Source organism: Streptomyces sp. NPDC058257, from assembly GCF_042881845.1.
GTDB lineage: Bacteria > Actinomycetota > Actinomycetes > Streptomycetales > Streptomycetaceae > Streptomyces.
In genome coordinates this window covers 334726-351527 of record NZ_JBHVXJ010000005.1, presented here as the reverse complement: position 1 = coordinate 351527, position 16802 = coordinate 334726, and the positions used below count along the sequence as shown (strand labels likewise).

Annotated in this window: 15 protein-coding genes; 9 read left to right on the top strand and 6 right to left on the bottom strand. The window is 71.1% G+C overall.

Annotated elements, in window-relative coordinates; all coding sequences use genetic code 11:
• Nucleotides 1-33 precede the first annotated feature (33 nt).
• Nucleotides 34-864: an oxidoreductase gene (locus ACFVXC_RS16465; RefSeq protein ID WP_389905857.1), complete on the top strand. Its 831-nt coding sequence runs from the start codon at nt 34-36 to the stop codon at nt 862-864.
• 31 nt (nt 865-895) lie between these two features.
• Here ACFVXC_RS16465 and ACFVXC_RS16460 read toward each other — a convergent pair whose 3' ends face one another.
• Complete coding sequence (locus ACFVXC_RS16460; RefSeq protein WP_389905855.1) at nt 896-2101, bottom strand: methyltransferase; 1206 nt, start codon at nt 2099-2101, stop codon at nt 896-898.
• A gap of 182 nt (nt 2102-2283) precedes the next feature.
• Here ACFVXC_RS16460 and ACFVXC_RS16455 point away from each other — a divergent pair, with 182 nt between their 5' ends.
• The 3 genes from ACFVXC_RS16455 to ACFVXC_RS16445 are packed head-to-tail and all read left to right on the top strand — an operon-like array spanning nt 2284 to nt 6924.
• The gene (locus tag ACFVXC_RS16455; RefSeq protein ID WP_389905853.1) at nt 2284-3753 is read left to right on the top strand and encodes an aldehyde dehydrogenase family protein; all 1470 of its coding nucleotides are present in this window, start codon (nt 2284-2286) and stop codon (nt 3751-3753) included.
• A complete protein-coding gene (locus ACFVXC_RS16450) occupies nt 3750-5339 on the top strand; it encodes an APC family permease (RefSeq protein WP_389905851.1) in 1590 nt (529 codons plus the stop codon). Before ACFVXC_RS16455 ends, ACFVXC_RS16450 begins: the two co-directional genes overlap by 4 nt.
• A 22-nt stretch (nt 5340-5361) precedes the next feature.
• Nucleotides 5362-6924, top strand: a complete 1563-nt coding sequence (locus tag ACFVXC_RS16445; protein WP_389905849.1) for a GMC family oxidoreductase — start codon at nt 5362-5364, stop codon at nt 6922-6924.
• A gap of 9 nt (nt 6925-6933) precedes the next feature.
• On the opposite strand, the gene ACFVXC_RS16440 is transcribed toward ACFVXC_RS16445, so the two are convergent.
• Together ACFVXC_RS16440 and lnt are read right to left on the bottom strand one after the other, a co-directional pair.
• Nucleotides 6934-7407 (bottom strand): NUDIX domain-containing protein, encoded by a 474-nt coding sequence (locus ACFVXC_RS16440; RefSeq protein ID WP_389905847.1) that lies wholly within the window; start codon nt 7405-7407, stop codon nt 6934-6936.
• 10 nt (nt 7408-7417) lie between these two features.
• A complete protein-coding gene (lnt, locus tag ACFVXC_RS16435) occupies nt 7418-9025 on the bottom strand; it encodes an apolipoprotein N-acyltransferase (RefSeq protein WP_389905845.1) in 1608 nt (535 codons plus the stop codon).
• Between the two features lie 232 nt (nt 9026-9257).
• On the opposite strand from lnt, the gene ACFVXC_RS16430 reads away from it, so the two are divergent.
• Nucleotides 9258-10325, top strand: coding sequence for an O-antigen ligase family protein (locus ACFVXC_RS16430; protein WP_389905843.1), 1068 nt, complete (start codon nt 9258-9260; stop codon nt 10323-10325).
• Here the strand turns inward: ACFVXC_RS16430 and ACFVXC_RS16425 are convergent.
• Both ACFVXC_RS16425 and ACFVXC_RS16420 read right to left on the bottom strand, forming a co-directional pair.
• Nucleotides 10282-10836, bottom strand: a complete 555-nt coding sequence (locus ACFVXC_RS16425) for a hypothetical protein (protein ID WP_389905841.1) — start codon at nt 10834-10836, stop codon at nt 10282-10284. The two genes, ACFVXC_RS16430 and ACFVXC_RS16425, sit on opposite strands and share 44 nt — an antisense overlap.
• A gap of 97 nt (nt 10837-10933) precedes the next feature.
• Nucleotides 10934-11719 (bottom strand): glutamate racemase, encoded by a 786-nt coding sequence (locus tag ACFVXC_RS16420; RefSeq protein WP_389905839.1) that lies wholly within the window; start codon nt 11717-11719, stop codon nt 10934-10936.
• Nucleotides 11720-11777: 58 nt separating this feature from the next.
• On the opposite strand from ACFVXC_RS16420, the gene ACFVXC_RS16415 reads away from it, so the two are divergent.
• Nucleotides 11778-12953, top strand: coding sequence for a glycosyltransferase (locus ACFVXC_RS16415; protein WP_389905837.1), 1176 nt, complete (start codon nt 11778-11780; stop codon nt 12951-12953).
• Nucleotide 12954: 1 nt separating this feature from the next.
• On the opposite strand, the gene ACFVXC_RS16410 is transcribed toward ACFVXC_RS16415, so the two are convergent.
• A complete protein-coding gene (locus tag ACFVXC_RS16410) occupies nt 12955-14277 on the bottom strand; it encodes a TerD family protein (protein WP_389905835.1) in 1323 nt (440 codons plus the stop codon).
• Nucleotides 14278-14583: 306 nt separating this feature from the next.
• Here ACFVXC_RS16410 and ACFVXC_RS16405 point away from each other — a divergent pair, with 306 nt between their 5' ends.
• From ACFVXC_RS16405 to ACFVXC_RS16395, 3 genes are all read left to right on the top strand, one after another.
• Nucleotides 14584-15015, top strand: a complete 432-nt coding sequence (locus ACFVXC_RS16405) for a DUF6643 family protein (protein WP_389905834.1) — start codon at nt 14584-14586, stop codon at nt 15013-15015.
• A gap of 46 nt (nt 15016-15061) precedes the next feature.
• The gene (locus ACFVXC_RS16400; protein ID WP_389905832.1) at nt 15062-15886 is read left to right on the top strand and encodes an MOSC domain-containing protein; all 825 of its coding nucleotides are present in this window, start codon (nt 15062-15064) and stop codon (nt 15884-15886) included.
• Nucleotides 15887-16049: 163 nt separating this feature from the next.
• A complete protein-coding gene (locus ACFVXC_RS16395) occupies nt 16050-16655 on the top strand; it encodes a hypothetical protein (protein ID WP_389905830.1) in 606 nt (201 codons plus the stop codon).
• The last annotated feature ends 147 nt before the right edge of the window (nt 16656-16802 follow it).

Here is a 16802-nt window from a genome sequence, read left to right as displayed (position 1 = left end):
GATGAACCGGCCTATACCCAACGGGAGTTCGAGATGTCGAAGGTATGGCTCGTGACGGGCGCGAACAGCGGCTTCGGGCGGGCGTTCACCGAGGCGGCCGTCGCGGCGGGCGGCGTGGTCGTCGCCACCGCACGCAACGCCTCGTCCCTGGACGACCTTGTCGCCGCCCACCCCGGCCAGGTCGAGGCACTGACCCTGGACGTGACCGACACGGCCGGCACGGAAGCCGCCGTGAACGACGTCATCGACCGGCACGGCCGCATCGACGTCCTGGTGAACAATGCGGGCCGCAGCCACGTCGGCGCCCTGGAGGAGGACTCCGACGCCGAGCTGCGCGCCCTGTTCGACGTGCACGTCTTCGGTCCCGCCGCGCTGATCCGCGCCGTCCTTCCGCACATGCGGGCGAGGCGTTCGGGAGCGATCGTGCAGATGAGCAGCATGGGCGGGCAGATGTCGTTCGCGGGGTTCTCCGCGTACAGCGGCACGAAGTTCGCCCTGGAGGGGATGTCGGAGGCGCTGGCCCAGGAGGTGGCGCCGCTGGGCATCAAGGTCCTGGTCGTGGAACCGGGCGCCTTCCGCACCAACCTGTTCGGCAACACCAGCGCCAGCCCCGTCGAGATCCCGGACTACGCGTCGACGGCGGGCGCCACCCGCACGATGGTCGGGGGCGGCGACGGTGAGCAGCCCGGCGACCCGGCGAAGGCCGCCGCCGCGGTCATCACCGCGCTCGACGCCGACGACACTCCGCTGCGTCTGCCGCTGGGTGACGACTCCGTGGACGCGGTCATCGGTCACCTCGACGCGGTCCGCGCGGAGATCGCCGCGTGGGAGAAGGTGACGCGGGCGACCGCCTTCGACGCCTGAGGTATCGCCTGAGGTACCGACCGAGGCCGCGTCAGCGGTCGCGCTTGACCGCCCGCAGGACCACGAACTTCGGGTTCCCCGCGACAACTTGGGAGTTACCGAAGAGCTTGCGAAGCTTCACGTGGTAGTCGAGGTGGCGGTTGCCGACGACCCACAGCTCGCCGCCGGGGCGCAGCGCGGCACGTGCTCCGCTGAACATCCGCCAGGCGGTCGCGCCGGAGGTCGCCTGGTGGGTGTGGAAGGGCGGGTTGTTCAGGACGAGGTCCACCGTCCCCGCGGGTACGGCCGCCAGCGCGTCGCCCGCGACGAACTCCGCCCGCGTGGAGTCGGCGGCGTTCGCGCGGAAGGTGTCCTGTGCCGAGGCGACAGCGGGGTACGACTCGTCGACGAAGGTGAGTGTGGCCTCGGGGTCCGCGACGGCGGCGGCCGTGCCGAGCACGCCGTTGCCGCAGCCCAGGTCCACGATGTGCGCGGCTCCCCTGCCGGTCGGCAGGTGCTGCAGGAGGAAGCGGGTGCCGATGTCGAGGCGCTCGGCGCAGAACACGCCCGCGTGGTTGACGGCGGTCAGCCCCGCGCCCGCCCCGGAGTCGGCATCCAGTACATAGCTGCGCGGCCAGGGGCTGGGGCCCGCGTCGCGCTCTGGATCCGGCGTACTGAAGATGAGCCGCGCCTTCTGCCGGGCCAGCGATGTCCGGGTAGGGCCGATGATCCGCTCGAACAGGTCGAGCGTCGAGGTGTGGATCTCGGTGACCATTCCGGTGCCGACGACGACCGTGCCCGCGTGCACGGCGGGCGCGAGCCGGTGCAGCTGGTCCTCCAGGAGCGCGAGGCTCTTCGGCACGCGGACCAGGAGTACGTCGATCCGGCTCGGCGGCGCGTCGACGGTCGTCGCGATCCGCACCGCGTCCGGCGCGAACCCGGCGCGTGCCACGTTGGCCCGCGTCGCCTCGCGCGCGAGGAACGAGTCGGTGATCATGGTCGGCCGATGTCCGGCGAGCACGGTGGTCAGCGCGCCCCAGCGATCGCCGACGACGGCCACGGAGCCCGAGAGGTCGACGGGCTTGCCCCCCTCGTCCGTCTTACCGGTCCCGCCCGTCTCGCCGGTCCCGCCTGTCTCACCCGCGAGATGCCGCAGCAGGTAGGCGTCGGCGGCGGACCAGGCGCGCAGCGGATCGCGGGGGTCCTCGGGGAATCGTGTGAGGTCGTACGCGCCCCATGACGTGCTCAGCTGGTTCATCGTGCCCTCAGGCTAACGGAGTGCGGGGCGCACGATCTTCGAGGGCGCCGGATCCCGCGGGGCCGACCGGGGCGGAGGGGGGGTGAATGCGCCGAATAGCGGCTCTTGCGGTGCGAGCGCGCCCCGCTCTCCTTAGCGTCCTTTCGTGGAGCACCCGCGCATTCCACCCCCGAGGAGCCGTCATGCCGGAGCTTTTCATCGGCGGAACATGGACCACTGCCCAGGACGGGCAGGTACGGGAGATCCGCTGCCCCGCGGACAACACCCTGGTCGCGACCGTCGACGAAGCCGGGCCGAAGGACGCGTCCGCGGCGATCGCCGCGGCGCGTGAGGCCTTCGACCGCGGGCCGTGGCCCGGCACCCCGGCGGCCGAACGCGGCCGCCTGCTGCTGCGCGTCGCCGACCTCCTCGAACGCGACAAGGACGCACTCGCCCGCGCCGAATCCCTGGACACCGGGAAGCGGCTCGTGGAGAGCGAGTACGACATGGACGACATCGCGAACTGTTTCCGCTACTTCGGCAACCTGACGGCGGCGGGCGGCACCGACCGCGTCGTCGACGCGGGCAGCTCGGAAGTGGACAGCCGGGTGGTGCACGAGCCGGTCGGGGTGTGCGCCCTGATCACTCCGTGGAACTATCCGCTCCTTCAGACCGCCTGGAAGGTCGCCCCCGCGCTCGGCGCGGGCAACACCTTCGTCCTCAAGCCCAGCGAGCTGACCCCGCACACCTGCATCATCCTGATGCGGCTGCTCACCGAGGCCGGGCTGCCCGCCGGCGTCGCCAACCTGATCCTCGGCGCGGGCCCCACCGCGGGCGCGCCGCTCAGCGAGGACCCGCGGGTCGACATGGTGTCGTTCACCGGCGGGCTCGTCACCGGGCGGCGCATCATGGCCGCCGCGGCCCCCACGGTGAAGAAGGTCGCCCTGGAGCTCGGCGGCAAGAATCCGAACATCGTCTTCGCCGACGCCGACTTCGACACAGCGGTCGACTACGCCCTGATGGCGATCTTCCTGCACTCGGGCCAGGTCTGTTCGGCCGGTGCGCGGCTCCTGGTCGAGGACGGAATGCACGACAGGTTCGTGGACGAAGTGGTCGAGCGCGCGCGGCGGATCCGGCTCGGCGGGCCCTTCGACGACAACGCCCGCACGGGTCCGCTGATCTCCGCCGCGCACCGCGACAAGGTCGAGGCGTACGTGGCGGCAGGCATCGCCGAGGGCGCGGTCCTTCGCTGCGGCGGCGCGCGCCCCGACGACCCGGCGCTGAGGGACGGCTACTACTACCCGCCGACCGTGCTCGACGAGTGCACCCCGGGCATGTCCGTGGTCACCGACGAGTCCTTCGGCCCGGTGCTCACCGTCGAGCGGTTCAGGACCGAGGACGAGGCGATCGGGCTCGCCAACGACACCGTGTACGGACTCGCGGGCGCCGTCTGGACGCAGGACACCGGCAAGGGCCAGCGCGTGGCGGCCCGGATGCGCGCCGGAACCGTCTGGATCAACGACTTCCACCCCTACGTGCCGCAGGCGGAGTGGGGCGGCATGAAGCAGTCCGGCTTCGGCCGCGAACTGGGACCGGCGGGACTTGCCGAGTACCAGGAGGCCAAGCACGTCTGGCGCAACTTGACAGCGACACCGCAGAGGTGGTTCGAATGAGTACGGACCCCGGCAAGGGCGCCGATGCCGCCGACGCCGCCCGGCGTCAGCACCAGGACGACGACGACGCGCTCGGCGAGCTCGGTTACCGTCCCGAACTCAAGCGGACCCTGGGCAACTTCCACACCTTCGCGGCCGGGATCAGCTACATCTCGATCCTGACCGGCACCTTCCAGCTCTTCTACTTCGGCGTCAGCTTCGGCGGCCCCGCCTACTGGTGGTCCTGGCCGATGGTCTTCCTGGGCCAGCTGATGGTGGCCCTCTGCTTCTGCGAGCTCGCCGCCCGCTTCCCCGTAGCGGGGTCCGTCTACAACTGGGGCAAGCAGCTCGGCGGCAAGCACGTCGGCTGGCTCGGCGGCTGGATGATGCTGACGGCCACCATGGTGTCCCTGGCGGCGGTCGCCCTCGCGTACCAGATCACGCTGCCGCAGATCTCCGACGTGTTCCAGTTCGTCGGGGACGGCAGCGGGACGACCGACGCGGCGAAGAACGCCGTGCTGCTCGGCTCGGTCCTCATCCTGTTCACCACGCTGGTCAACGCGTTCGGCGTCAAGCTGATGGCCCGGATCAACTCCGCCGGCGTACTGATCGAGCTGATCGCCGCCGTCGTCCTGATCGTGCTGCTCGCCGCCCACATCACCCGCGGCCCCAGCGCCATCACGGAGACCGGCGGCCTCGGCAAGGGGCAGGATCTCGGCTACCTGGGTGCCTTCCTGACCGCCTCGCTGGCATCGGCGTACGTGATGTACGGGTTCGACACCGCGTCCTCGCTGGGCGAGGAGTCGCTCGACCCGAGCCGTAACGCCCCACGGGCGATCCTGCGGGCGCTCATCTTCTCCTTCCTCATCGGCGGGCTCATCCTGCTGTTCGCGCTCCTGGCCGTGCCGGATCTGCACGCGAAGCAACTGTCCGTCGACGGCTTGCAGTACGTGGTGCTGAGCACGCTCGGCTCCACGATCGGCGAGATCGTGCTGTGGTGCGTGGTCATCGCCATCACCGTCTGCGAACTCGCGGTGCAGGCCGCTGGTATCCGCCTCGCGTTCGCCATGGCCCGCGACGGCTGCCTGCCCGCGTCCTCGCTGCTCGCCAAGGTCAGTCCGCGCTTCAAGACTCCCGTGCTGCCCGCGATCATCATCGGGCTCGTCGGGGTCGGCATCCTGGTCATCAACATCAACCAGCCGCAGATCTTCTCCGTGATCACGAGCATCGCGATCATCATGATCTACCTGGCCTATCTGCTGGTCACCCTGCCGATGCTGATCAGGCGGCTGCGCGGCCAGTGGCAGCCCGCGGAGGGCAAGTTCTCGCTCGGCAGGTTCGGTCTTCCGATCAACGTCATCGCCGTGCTCTGGGGCGCGGCCATGTCCCTCAACCTGGCCTGGCCTCGCGCGGAGGTCTACAACGCGACCGGGCCTCAGCACTGGTACCTGCGCTGGGGCGCGTTCCTCTTCATCGGCATCGTCGCTTGCGGCGGCTTCGCCTACTACTGGTTCGTGCAGCGGCACAAGGCGGGCGTGCTCGCCGAGCACCGCTTCGAGCAGGTCGAGGACCCCACGACGCCCCCGTCTCCCCCTGCCGCCCCCTGAACCCCGCTGATCTGGAGTCACCATGCCCGCTCAGAGCCCCAAGGCCGAGTTCGACTATGTGGTGGTCGGCGGCGGCACGGCAGGCGCCGTCGTCGCCGCGCGGCTGACCGAGGATCCGGACGTCACCGTCTGCGTGCTCGAGGCAGGGCCCTCGGACGTCGGCGACGACAACATCCTCCAACTGACCAAGTGGATGGCCCTGTTGGAGTCCGGTTACGACTGGGACTATCCGGTGGAGCCACAGGAGAACGGCAACAGCTTCATGCGGCACGCCCGCGCCAAGGTGCTCGGCGGCTGTTCGTCGCACAACTCCTGCATCGCCTTCTGGGCCCCGGCCGAGGACCTGGACGAGTGGGGCTCCCTGGGCTGTACGGGCTGGAGCGCCGCGGACTGCTTCCCCCTCTACCGGCGCCTGGAGACCAACGACGCGCCCGGCGACCACCACGGCCGCACGGGCCCGGTGAACATCATGAGTGTCCCGCCCAACGACCCGTGCGGGTCGGCTCTGTTGGAGGCGTGCGCGGCGGCCGGCATCCCGACCACTCCGTTCAACACCGGTACGACGGTGAAGCGCGGCGCCCACTGGTTCCAGATCAACTCCCGCCCGGACGGCACCCGTTCGTCCGCCTCGGTGTCGTATCTGCACCCGATCCTCGGCAAGCGGCCCAACCTTGAGGTGCGCACAGGGCTGCAGGCCAAGCGGCTGCTTTTCGACGAGGGGCGGCGCTGTACGGGCGTCGAGTACCTGGAGCCCGACACCGTTCACAGCGGCAGCGTCACGGCGCGCCGTGAGGTGATCGTGTCCTGCGGGGCCATCGACTCGCCGAAACTCCTGATGCTGTCGGGCATCGGACCCGCCGGGCATCTGCGGGAGTGCGGCGTGGACGTGCGGCTGGACTCGCCCGGAGTCGGCGCCCACCTCCAGGACCACCCCGAGGGCGTGATCATGTGGGAGGCGAAAGCGCCGATGGTCACCTCCTCCACCCAGTGGTGGGAGATCGGCATCTTCGCGGACACCGAACCGGGCCTCGACCGCCCGGACCTGATGTTCCACTACGGCTCGGTGCCCTTCGACATGAACACCTACCGGCGCGGCTATCCGACCACCGACAACGCCTTCTGCCTCACCCCGAACGTCACCCGTGCCCGCTCCATGGGCACGGTGCGGCTGCGCACCCGCGACTTCCGGGACAAGCCGAGGGTCGACCCGCGCTACTTCACCGACGACCACGACATCCGTGTGATGACGTACGGCCTCCGGCTCGCCCGCGAGATCACGGCGCAGGCCCCGATGGCGGCCTGGGCGGGCGCCGAACTCGCTCCGGGGCCCGACGCCACGACCGACGACGAGCTGTTCGCCTACATCCGCCAGACCCACAACACCGTCTACCACCCGGCGGGCACCGTACGGATGGGCGCGACGGACGACGCGGACTCGCCGCTCGACCCTCAGCTGCGCGTCAAGGGTGTCACCGGCCTGCGCGTCGCCGACGCGTCGGTCATGCCGTTCCTGCCCGCGGTCAACCCGTGCATCACGACGATGATGATCGGCGAGAAGTGCGCGGACATGCTCAAGGCGACCTGAGCGGCCAGGTCACGTCCGGTCGAACCACGTCGGCTGCTCCTGGGCCATGGCCTGCTTGATCCGGAAGAGCCCGAACTCGTGCAGGTCGGGCAGCTGGTCAAGGGCGAACCAGCCCACGTCGAGCGACTCGTCGTCATTGACCCTGGCCTCGCCGCCGACGGCACGGCAGCGCAGGGTGATGTCCATGAACTGGCAGGTGTCGCCGTTGGGGTACGTCACCGGCTCCAGGGCCTCGACGAGCACCACGCGCTCGGGCACGCAGTGCACCGCGGTCTCCTCGAACACCTCGCGCACGGCACACGCGGCGGGCTGCTCCCCCGGATCCGGCATGCCGCCGATGACCGACCACTTGCCGTTGTCGGAGCGGCGGCCCAGGAGCACTCTGCCCTCGTCGTCGAAGACGATGGCGGTGACCCCGGGGAGCCACAACAGCTGGTGGCCCGCGTCGGCCCGGATCGTGTGGATGAAGTCAGGTGTAGCCATACGGTCGACCCTAACGGGCCCGCCTGGACCGTACGGCGCCCGTCACCGCCGAGGCGAGAGCACCGGCGGCGATCAGTACGAGGAGGCCCTCGGGCCAGACGCCGAGCCGGGTGGCCGGGGTCTGCGAGGAACGCAGCGGCACCTCCTCGACGAGCGAGTCGGCGGTGAACCACTTCGTCTTCTGCGAGACCCTGCCGTCCGGCATGATGATCGCGCTGACGCCGCTGGTGACCGGGACGGTGACGGTGCGGCTGTGCTCGACGGCGCGGATCCGCGACATGGCCAGCTGCTGGTACGTCATCTCGCTGCGGTCGAACGTGGCGTTGTTGCTGGGCACCGAGATCAGCTGCGCGCCGTGCGTGACGGTGTCGCGCACGGCCCAGTCGAAGGCGGCTTCGTAGCAGGTGGCGAGGCCCACCTTCGTGCCCGCCATGGTGAAGACGCCGGGCTTCGTGCCGCGGCTGAAGTCCTGGCGCACCATGCCGACGTCACTGCTGAAGAAGCCGACGACGGAACGCAGCGGGATGTACTCGCCGAAGGGCTGGATCTGCCGCTTGTCGTAGGTATCCGTGGGGCCCTTCTTCGGGTCCCACAGGATCTGCTCGTTGAAGAGCTTGCCGTCCTTGGACTCGACGACTCCGCCCACCGAGATGGGGGCGCCGATCGCCTTGACCGCGCGCTCGATCGCCGCGTGGGCGTCCGGGTTGGTGAACGGGTCGATGTCGGAGGAGTTCTCCGGCCACAGGACGAAGTCCGGCTGCTTCGCCTTGCCCGCCTTCACCCGGTCCGCGAGCCGTTCGGTCTCGCGCACATGGTGGTCGAGCACCGCACGACGCTGGGCGTTGAACGCCAGGCCCGCCTGCGGGACGTCGCCCTGGACGGCCGCGACGGTCGCGGTGCCGTCCTCGGCGTCGTCGCTGACCAGCGGACGCGCGGCGAAGGCGCCGACGACCGGGACGAGCACGCTGAGCAGGGCCGCTGCCGCCGCGCCGCGGCGCACGACGCGGGCGGCGCGCACATCGCGTACCTGACGGACGATCTCGTACAGACCGAAGCCGCACAGGACGACCGCGAACCCGAGGACGGGGGTGCCGCCGAGCGCGGCCAGCGGCAGGAAGACGCCGTCCGCCTGCCCGAAGGCGATCTTCCCCCAGGGGAACCCGCTGAACGGCACGCGCGCGCGTGCCGCCTCACCGGCGGTCCAGAGGGCCGCCGCCCAGAACGGAGAGCCGGGCAGCCGCGAGACGACGGTGATGCCCGCTCCCACGAGGGCGACGAACATCGCCTCGATGGCGGCGAGCGCCAGCCAGGGCCCCGGACCGACCTCCACTCCGGTCCACACCAGGAGCGGCAGGAGGAAGCCGAGGCCGAAGAGGTAGCCGAGCCCGAGGCCCGCCTTCCAGCCGCGGCCGTGCAGGCACCAGGCGAACACCGCGAAGGCGGGCAGGGCAAGCCACCACAGGGTGCGTGGCGGGAAGCTGATGTACAGGAGCACTCCGGAGAGTGCCGCCGCGGCGGCCGGGACGAGCGCTCGCAGGGCGCGGGCCTTGCGCGAGAGGGGCGCGGGACGCGGTCCGAGCTGCTCCGACTCGTCTACGGAGGTGGTGGTGGCGGTCACTCGGGGAGTGTACGGCGCGTCACGTGGACACGGACAGGACGGTCGTGCCCGTCCGCCGCCGGAGGTTCCGTCCCCGATGTCCAGGTGATTGACGGATCGTTCCTGCGCAAGACGTCCACATCTCACACTTCAGCGACTACGGTGTGCCCAAGTCCCTGACCTGCGGCCGGATCGAGCCACAGCGTTCAGGGCCCGTCACACAGCGGGGGGCGACGGGGTGGGGACAACGGGGATGGCCGCGACGGCCGAGCCACCGGGGGCGTACGAACGGCGCAGCGCGTCGGACGCGACAGGCGTCGCGCTGCTCGGTGTCTGCGCCGCCTGGACCTTGATCAGCGCCGGAATGCACGGCGGTCAGCCCGAGGGCGTGCTCCTCGCGGTGCTCGCCGTGGCCGCGGGGTACGCGGGCGGGCGCATCTGCGGGGCGCTCCTGCCGGTCGCCGCGCCCTGTGCCGGCGCACTGGCCGGAATCGGTCTCGCGGCGGCGGCCCCGCACCTCTCGCCGGGTCCCGTCGCCACGGCCCCCCTTGGCCACACCGGCGCCGCGGCCGCACTCCTGATCCTGGCGTCGGGGGCCGCCTGCACGGCGGCATGGGCGGCTCGCGGGCCCTCGACGCGGCTCGCGATGCGCCTGCTCGCCGTGGGCATCGTGGTGGCCGCCGTGGTGCTCGGCTCGATGGCCGGTGTCGTCGCGTGCACCGGGATCCTGCTCTGTTCGCTGGCGACCGCCCTGATGCGGGGCAGGGTCGTCGGTCTCGTCGGTCTCGCCCTGGCCACGGCGGTGGTGACCGGTCTGACCTGGGCAATCGCCGATGACGTACTCCCGGAGGGGCTGAGCGCGTCGCTGGAGGGCCAGCTCGACGGGCACCGGGTGGAGCTGTGGCACGACGCGCTCGCGCTCGCGGGCCGGGAACCGGCGCTCGGCGTGGGCCCCGGCCGGTTCGCGGACTCCAGTCCCACGGTGGCCGAGAATCTCCTCACGGACGGCAGGCCCCATTCGGCGCCGTTGCAGCAGGCGGCCGAGCAGGGACTGGCGGGCGTGGTCCTGCTCGCGGCGGTGTTCTGCTGGCTTCTGTACACCCTGTACCGCTCGCCGCGCTCCACCCAGGTCGTCCTTTCGGCGGGCGCGGCCCTGACGGCCCTTGCCGCCGTCGCCTCGGTCGGCAACGCGCTGAGCGTCACGGCGGTGACGGCGGGCGCGGGCTATCTCGCGGGCATCGCCACGGCGCGACCGCTGGGCGACGAACCGGCCCTTGTCAGGGCGCCGGGTGCTTCGCCAGGGACAGCCGATCCCGGATGATCTTCACGGCCGCTTCGGCGTCGTCGACGGTGACCGTGAACTTGCGGCCGTCGCCCAGGCTGAGCACCAGGCCCTCGCCACGTCTGACCACGACCGCGGTACCGAGCTCGGGCCGCGAGCGGTAGCCCCAGCCGCCCCACTGCCTGGGGCTGACGGCCTGCGCGAAGTCGGCGCCCACCACGTGGGAGAGCAGGATGCGGCGGCGCGGCAGACCCATGTGACCGCAGCGCACTTCCAGGGAGTCCTTGTCGACCTTCACGGCGACATGGACGAAGGCCAGGGTGCCGAACAGGATCAGCAGTCCGGCGGCGACGCATCCCACGACAGCCATGGCCAGGGCCGCGATCCCGGACGTCCACATGTTGTCGACGGCCAGCTCGATGCCCAGTGCCAGGCAGAGGGCGCCGGCGAGCGCCAGCAGCCACTGCGCGCGGTTGGTCGCGCTACCGGTCCAGACTTCCGGCGGGGCGTCGGCTGTGCTGCCCCGCTCACCGTGAGTGTGGTCCCTCATGCGTCAGAGACTACTCACGTTCCGCTGGGAAGGCATCGCGTCGCAGAGCGTCACTGCTCCGGAAGGTGTGTCCTGCGGACTCGGCGTCCGGAACTGTTCAGCGCGCGGGGCTGACCGCCGCGAGCAGCCTTCCTTCGGCGTACGTGTGGGCGGCGACGGGCAGCTCGGCGGCGCGGCCGCTCAGGATCACCGTCAGGCCGCCTTCCGTGCCGCTGCCCGGGTCGGGGAGCTCTCCGGTCCTGCGCAGCGCCTGGGCGGCGACCGCTCCGGCGGAGCCGTGCAGGACGAGGGGCGGAAGGCCGGGCTGCTGGAGGGCCGTGCGGATGCGCTCCCCGACCAGTTCGTAATGGGTGCAGCCCAGGACGACGGCGCTCACATCGCGCGGGGTGAGGGCCGCCGCGGCGGCGACCGCCCTGTCGATGGCGGCCTCGTCGGCGTACTGCACGGCGTCCGCGAGGCCGGGGCAGGGCACCTCGGTGACGCCGACGCCGCCGGCGAACTCTTCGATGAGGCCGCGCTGGTAGGGGCTGCCGGTGGTGGCGGGAGTGGCCCAGATCGCGATGGGGCCGCCGCCCGCCGCGGCCGGCTTGATCGCCGGTACGGTCCCGATGACGGGCAGGTCGGGTTCGAACCGGGCGCGCAGGGCGGGCAGGGCGTGCACGGACGATGTGTTGCAGGCCACGATCAGCGCGTCGGGGCGGTGCGCGGCGGCTGCTTCGGCGATGGCGAGCGAGCGCTGGATGACGTCCTCGGCGGAGCGCGGGCCCCAGGGCAGTCCGTCGGGGTCCGACGAGAGGACGAGATCGGCGTCCGGCCGCAGACGACGTACCGCCACCGCGGCGGGGAGCAGGCCGATACCCGAGTCTATGAGCGCGATCTTCACCCGGTCACCATAGTCGATCGGCCTCCCGCGCCCCGTGCCGTGGGGCAGACTGCGGCGGATGAGCGCCGTTGTGTGGACCGCCGCCGGATCGCTTGTCGCCTGGCTGTGGCTGCTGTTGGGACAAGGCTTCTTCTGGCGCACGGACCTGCGTCTGCCGACACGCCGCGAACCGGACACCTGGCCCTCGGTCTGTGTCGTCGTCCCCGCCCGTGACGAGGCCGCCGTGCTGCCCGAGAGCCTCCCCTCGCTGCTTGCCCAGGACTACCCCGGGCAGGCCGAGATCTTCCTGGTCGACGACGGGAGTTCGGACGGCACGGGGCAGCTGGCCCGCGCGCTGGCCGACCGGTACGGGGGGCTGCCGCTGACCGTCGGTTCACCGGGTGAGCCGCCGCCGGGCTGGACCGGCAAACTCTGGGCCGTGCGGCACGGCATCGGCCTGGCACGCGCGCGTGGACCCCGGTATCTGCTCCTGACCGACGCGGACATCGCCCATGAGCCGGACAGTCTGCGGGAGTTGGTCGCGGCGGCGGAGACGGCCGGTTTCGACCTCGTCTCGCTGATGGCCCGGCTGCGGGTGGCGAGCATGTGGGAGCGGCTCGTCGTCCCGGCGTTCGTGTACTTCTTCGCGCAGCTCTATCCGTTCCGGTGGATCGCCGAGAAGGGCTCGCGCACGGCCGCGGCCGCCGGTGGATGTGTCCTGGTGAGCGTGGAGGCCGTCGAACGCGCGGGGATCCCGGACTCCATCCGGCAAGCGGTGATCGACGACGTGTCCCTCGCCAGGGCGGTGAAGCGCTCGGGCGGCCACATCTGGCTGGGGCTCGCGGAGCGCGTCGACAGCGTGCGCCCCTACCCCGGGCTCGGCGACCTATGGCGGATGGTCTCTCGCAGCGCCTATGCCCAACTGCGGCACAACCCCCTGATCCTGGTCGGTACGGTCCTGGGGCTCGCCCTGATCTATCTCGCGCCCCCGGTCACGCTGGGCGTCGGCCTGGCCACCGGGCACGCCCTGCCCGCCCTGCTCGGCGGGCTCGCGTGGCTCGTGATGACGGCGACGTACCTCCCGATGCTGCGCTACTACCGGCAGACGCTCTGGCTCGCTCCCCTCCTGCCGTTCACCGCTTTCCTCTACCTCCTCATGACGGTGGATTCGGCGGTGCAGCACTACAGGGGGCGCGGAGCGGCGTGGAAGGGGCGGACGTACGCCCGCCCCGATCCCGCTCCCGAGCAGCGCTGAATCACTTCCTGCCGGGCGTCCAGTTCATGCCCCAGCCGTACGCGTAGTCGATGGTGCGCTGCGGGCTCACGCCGCGCTCGGGCACCAGGTAGCGGGCCTCCCGCTGGACGAAGAGATCGCCGTTGTTGTTCGTGAGCAGCGCGAGCGCGCAGACCGTGGAGGGCACCGTGCACTCGTCGAGTGAGAAGTCGATGGAGGCGCCGTGCTGCGGCTGCAGGGTCACTGTGGCGTTCAGGTCGGCGAAGCTGCGCGCGCCTTCGTAGATCGTCACGAAGATGACGATGCGCTTGAAGTCCTTGATGTGGTCGAGGTTGACCGTGAGGTTCTCGCCGCTGGACACGGCGCCGGTACGGTCGTCGCCATCGAGCAGCAGGTACGGGGGCTGGTCCAGCGAGCCGAAGGCGTTGCCCAGGGCCTGGACGACGCCCTTGCGGCCGTCGGCCAGTTCGTACAGGGCGCACAGGTCGAGGTCGAGGTCCGCGTGCATCGCCACGGCCCGGCCGAGCTTGCTGGCCCAGCCCTTGAACTGCTTGCGCACCTCCCAGTTGAGGTTCACACGCATCGCTCCGGATGTGCCGCCCTGCTTGGTCAGCGAGACGGACGGCGCGTCCTTGGTGAGCGTGACTTTGGACAGCCGCACCGGCTGGGCGGCGGCGGGCGGGGCAGCGGGAGCCTGCGGGGGCGGCGGCGGGGCCTGGACGGGCGGCGCCGGAGCCGCCGGAACTGCTGGAGCCGGGGCCGCGGGGGGCTGCGCCGCGGCCGGTGCGGGCGGCGCCGCCTGCTGCGGCTCGTCCACCGAGATGCCGTAATCCGTGGCCAGACCCTCAAGACCGCTGCTGTAGCCCTGCCCGACGGCGCGGAACTTCCACGCGCCCTGGCGGCGGTAGAGCTCGCCGAGGACGAACGCCGTCTCCACGGTCGCGTCCTCGCTGTCGTAGCGCGCGATCTCGGCGCCGTTCGCCGCGTCGACGACCCGGATGAAGAGTCCGGGAACCTGTCCGAAGGCGCCGCCGTCCGTCGAGGCCGCGAGCACCACGGTCTCGATGGCGGGCTCCACGCGCGCGAGGTCCACCACGAGCGCGTCGCTCACCCGGCCGCCCTCGGTCTTCTTGCCCTCGTGGCGCACCGCGCCCGAGGAGTGGACCGCCTGGTTGTAAAAGATGAAGTCGTCGTCCGAGCGGACCTTCCCGGATGCGGCCAGCAACAGGGCCGACGCGTCGGTGTCCGGCACCCCGGCTCCCGCGGTCCACCCCAACTCGACGCGCACGGCAGGTGCCGGCACAGGAACATTCGAACCTTTAGGCATTGTCATGTCCGCCCCCATCGCAAGTGGCCACGTCCGGCCGGGCCGCCGTCCCGTTCATGACCAACCTATTACCCGGACCACCGAGAGGCCCACGCCCCACCGCCCACACCGACCGCCGACACCTCTCGCGCGGCCTCCACGTCAACCACGCGTCAACCGCCGGTAACCCGGACGGAGCGCGGCTTTTACACGATTCATACGCCGCCTTGCGACCGATTTCTCCCAAGTTCGCTCAGATTGGGGAAGCCGAGTCACTACCGACGCGTAAAACAACCCTCTTATCGGTCTCCCCAACCAGCACATCAAGGGCTTAACTTATGTGTCATGACCTCCCCCCGCTCCACCTATGGCGGCGGTTACTATTCCGCGCCGTCCTTCCCGGACACTCCGATCTACGACTCCCTTGTCGCCGAGCGGGGTACTCCTCAGATCGCCCCGATCCGGGTCCCTTCCGCGTACGACACGGGTAGTCACCTGCCCGCGCTCCAGGCCCCGATCGCCGCGCTGCCCGCCGCCCCGTCGCACCACAACCCCGCGTACGGCTACGCGCAGCAGCCCGCGCCGCTGCAGCAGGCGCCCGCGCCGTACATCCCGCAGCAGCCTTCACCGCCGCGCGGCTACCCGGGGCCCCAGCAGCAACAGCAGCAACAGCGCCCCCCGGCCGGAACGGGCTACGAGGCCATGCGCCCCGCGTCGCCCCGCCCCGCCCCGGCGACGTACGAGGATCCGTACAACCGCCCCTACCGCGGCTACTGATTCGCCCGCAGGGGTCCCTGTCAGCGGCTGCTGGCAGGATGACCGTATGCCGAATCCAGCGCTGCACTCGATCCACTACTACCCGCTCAAGGCGGTCGGGGGACACGCTCCGCGTGAGGCCGTCGTCGAGCCCTGGGGACTCGCGGGTGACCGACGGTGGGTGCTGATCGACGGCGAGGGACGGGTCATCACGCAACGGCCGCATCCGCGGCTCGCGTTGGCTGCCGCCGAGCTCCTGCCCGGCGGCGGCATACGCATGTCCGCGCCCGGCCTGGAACCGCTGACGGTCGCCGTGCCGCCCTCCGGCGAGAGCGTCACGGTGGAGATCTGGAAGGACAAGGTCGAGGCCGAGCCCGCCGACCCTGCGGCGCACGCGTGGTTCAGCGCCTATCTCGACACGGACGTCCGGCTCGTCCACCTCGACGACCCCGCGACCCGGCGGCCCATCGATCCCGCGTACGCCACGGAGGGCGAGACCGTCTCCTTCGCCGACGGGTATCCGCTGCTTCTGACCACGCTCTCCTCCCTGGACGCCCTGAACTCGCTCATCGCGCAGGGTGATCACTCCGACGAGGGGCCGCTCCCGATGAACCGTTTCCGGCCGAATGTGGTCGTGGACGGGACGGCGCCCTGGGCCGAGGACGACTGGTCGCGCGTCGCGATCGGCGATGTCGCCTTCCGGGTCGCCAAGAAATGCGGTCGCTGCGTCGTGACCACCACCGACCAGCACAGCGCGGAGCGCGGCAAGGAGCCGCTGCGGACGCTCGCCAAGCACCGCCGCTTCGGTGACCAGCTGGTCTTCGGCCAGAATCTGGTGCCGGAAACGACCGGATCGGTCCGGATCGGTGACCCGTTCACCGTCCTCGATTGAAGGCCCCGGCTCGGGGAACTCAAAGGCTGGGACCGGTCGTTGAGTGTGGTTGGGTGGGGATCAGAGCAGGGATGAGAAGGGTGATTTCCCTCTCTCTTCTTCCCGCCGACGCGTGGGCCGTGCCGTTCGTGGTTAAGACGGACGCGGAAGGGGGTGCAGGACTGTGCGAGCACTCGTCGGACTCTGGCGCTGGCGACACAATCCGCTGCGCAGGAAGACCGACCTCGTCGAGGCCTGGGTGGCGTGCGTGGCCGTGCTGCTCATCGCCGTCGCGGCGCCGCTTGCCGGATTCGCCATCGGCGGACTGACGCAGGACGCCCTGCGGCAGTCGGTGCGGGAGCAGCACGAGATGCGTCACGAAGTGGCCGGGACCGTGATCAAGAAGCTCGCGAGCCCCCCGGTCGACCCCGATCCCGAGACCTCGTCCGCGCGTGACAGACACAGCCGTGTGCTCGCCGGCTGGACCGCTCCGGACGGCACGAGGCACTCCGGCGCGGTGCTCGCCGACCTCCGGTCCCCCGACCGGGGCGACCGCTTCCGGCTCTGGACCGACGAGCACGGTCAGGTGGTCGGCCGCCCGCTGGACGACGCGACCGCGACCACGCACGCGACCCTTGCCGGATTCGGCGTCGCGCTCGCGGCCGCCGGACTCGTCGAGGGGGCAAGGCGACTTGTCGTCTGGCGGATCGTCCTGCGTCGCTACGACCGCTGGGACCAGGCCTGGGACAAGGCGGGACCGGACTGGGGACGGACCGGCACGGGCTCCTGAGCCGCCGATACCGCCTCCGGGGCCGGTGAGAGACCGGCGATGACCAGGTGAGAGCCTGGCGATCGGGTCAACTCGCCCTCGCCGCGCGCGCTACGGTGGACCGGCCGAACTCTTCGGCGCCTTGCGCGAGGTCGTGAGGTCCCGCGT

Excerpts from the sequence above, each read along its gene's own strand:
- ACFVXC_RS16465 (WP_389905857.1), top strand. The coding sequence starts at position 34 with ATGTCGAAGGTATGGCTCGTGACGGGCGCGAACAGCGGCTTCGGGCGG.
- ACFVXC_RS16460 (WP_389905855.1), bottom strand. The coding sequence starts at position 2,101 with ATGAACCAGCTGAGCACGTCATGGGGCGCGTACGACCTCACACGATTC.
- ACFVXC_RS16455 (WP_389905853.1), top strand. The coding sequence starts at position 2,284 with ATGCCGGAGCTTTTCATCGGCGGAACATGGACCACTGCCCAGGACGGG.
- ACFVXC_RS16450 (WP_389905851.1), top strand. The coding sequence starts at position 3,750 with ATGAGTACGGACCCCGGCAAGGGCGCCGATGCCGCCGACGCCGCCCGG.
- ACFVXC_RS16445 (WP_389905849.1), top strand. The coding sequence starts at position 5,362 with ATGCCCGCTCAGAGCCCCAAGGCCGAGTTCGACTATGTGGTGGTCGGC.
- ACFVXC_RS16440 (WP_389905847.1), bottom strand. The coding sequence starts at position 7,407 with ATGGCTACACCTGACTTCATCCACACGATCCGGGCCGACGCGGGCCAC.
- ACFVXC_RS16430 (WP_389905843.1), top strand. The coding sequence starts at position 9,258 with ATGGCCGCGACGGCCGAGCCACCGGGGGCGTACGAACGGCGCAGCGCG.
- ACFVXC_RS16425 (WP_389905841.1), bottom strand. The coding sequence starts at position 10,836 with ATGAGGGACCACACTCACGGTGAGCGGGGCAGCACAGCCGACGCCCCG.
- ACFVXC_RS16415 (WP_389905837.1), top strand. The coding sequence starts at position 11,778 with ATGAGCGCCGTTGTGTGGACCGCCGCCGGATCGCTTGTCGCCTGGCTG.
- ACFVXC_RS16410 (WP_389905835.1), bottom strand. The coding sequence starts at position 14,277 with ATGGGGGCGGACATGACAATGCCTAAAGGTTCGAATGTTCCTGTGCCG.
- ACFVXC_RS16405 (WP_389905834.1), top strand. The coding sequence starts at position 14,584 with ATGACCTCCCCCCGCTCCACCTATGGCGGCGGTTACTATTCCGCGCCG.
- ACFVXC_RS16400 (WP_389905832.1), top strand. The coding sequence starts at position 15,062 with ATGCCGAATCCAGCGCTGCACTCGATCCACTACTACCCGCTCAAGGCG.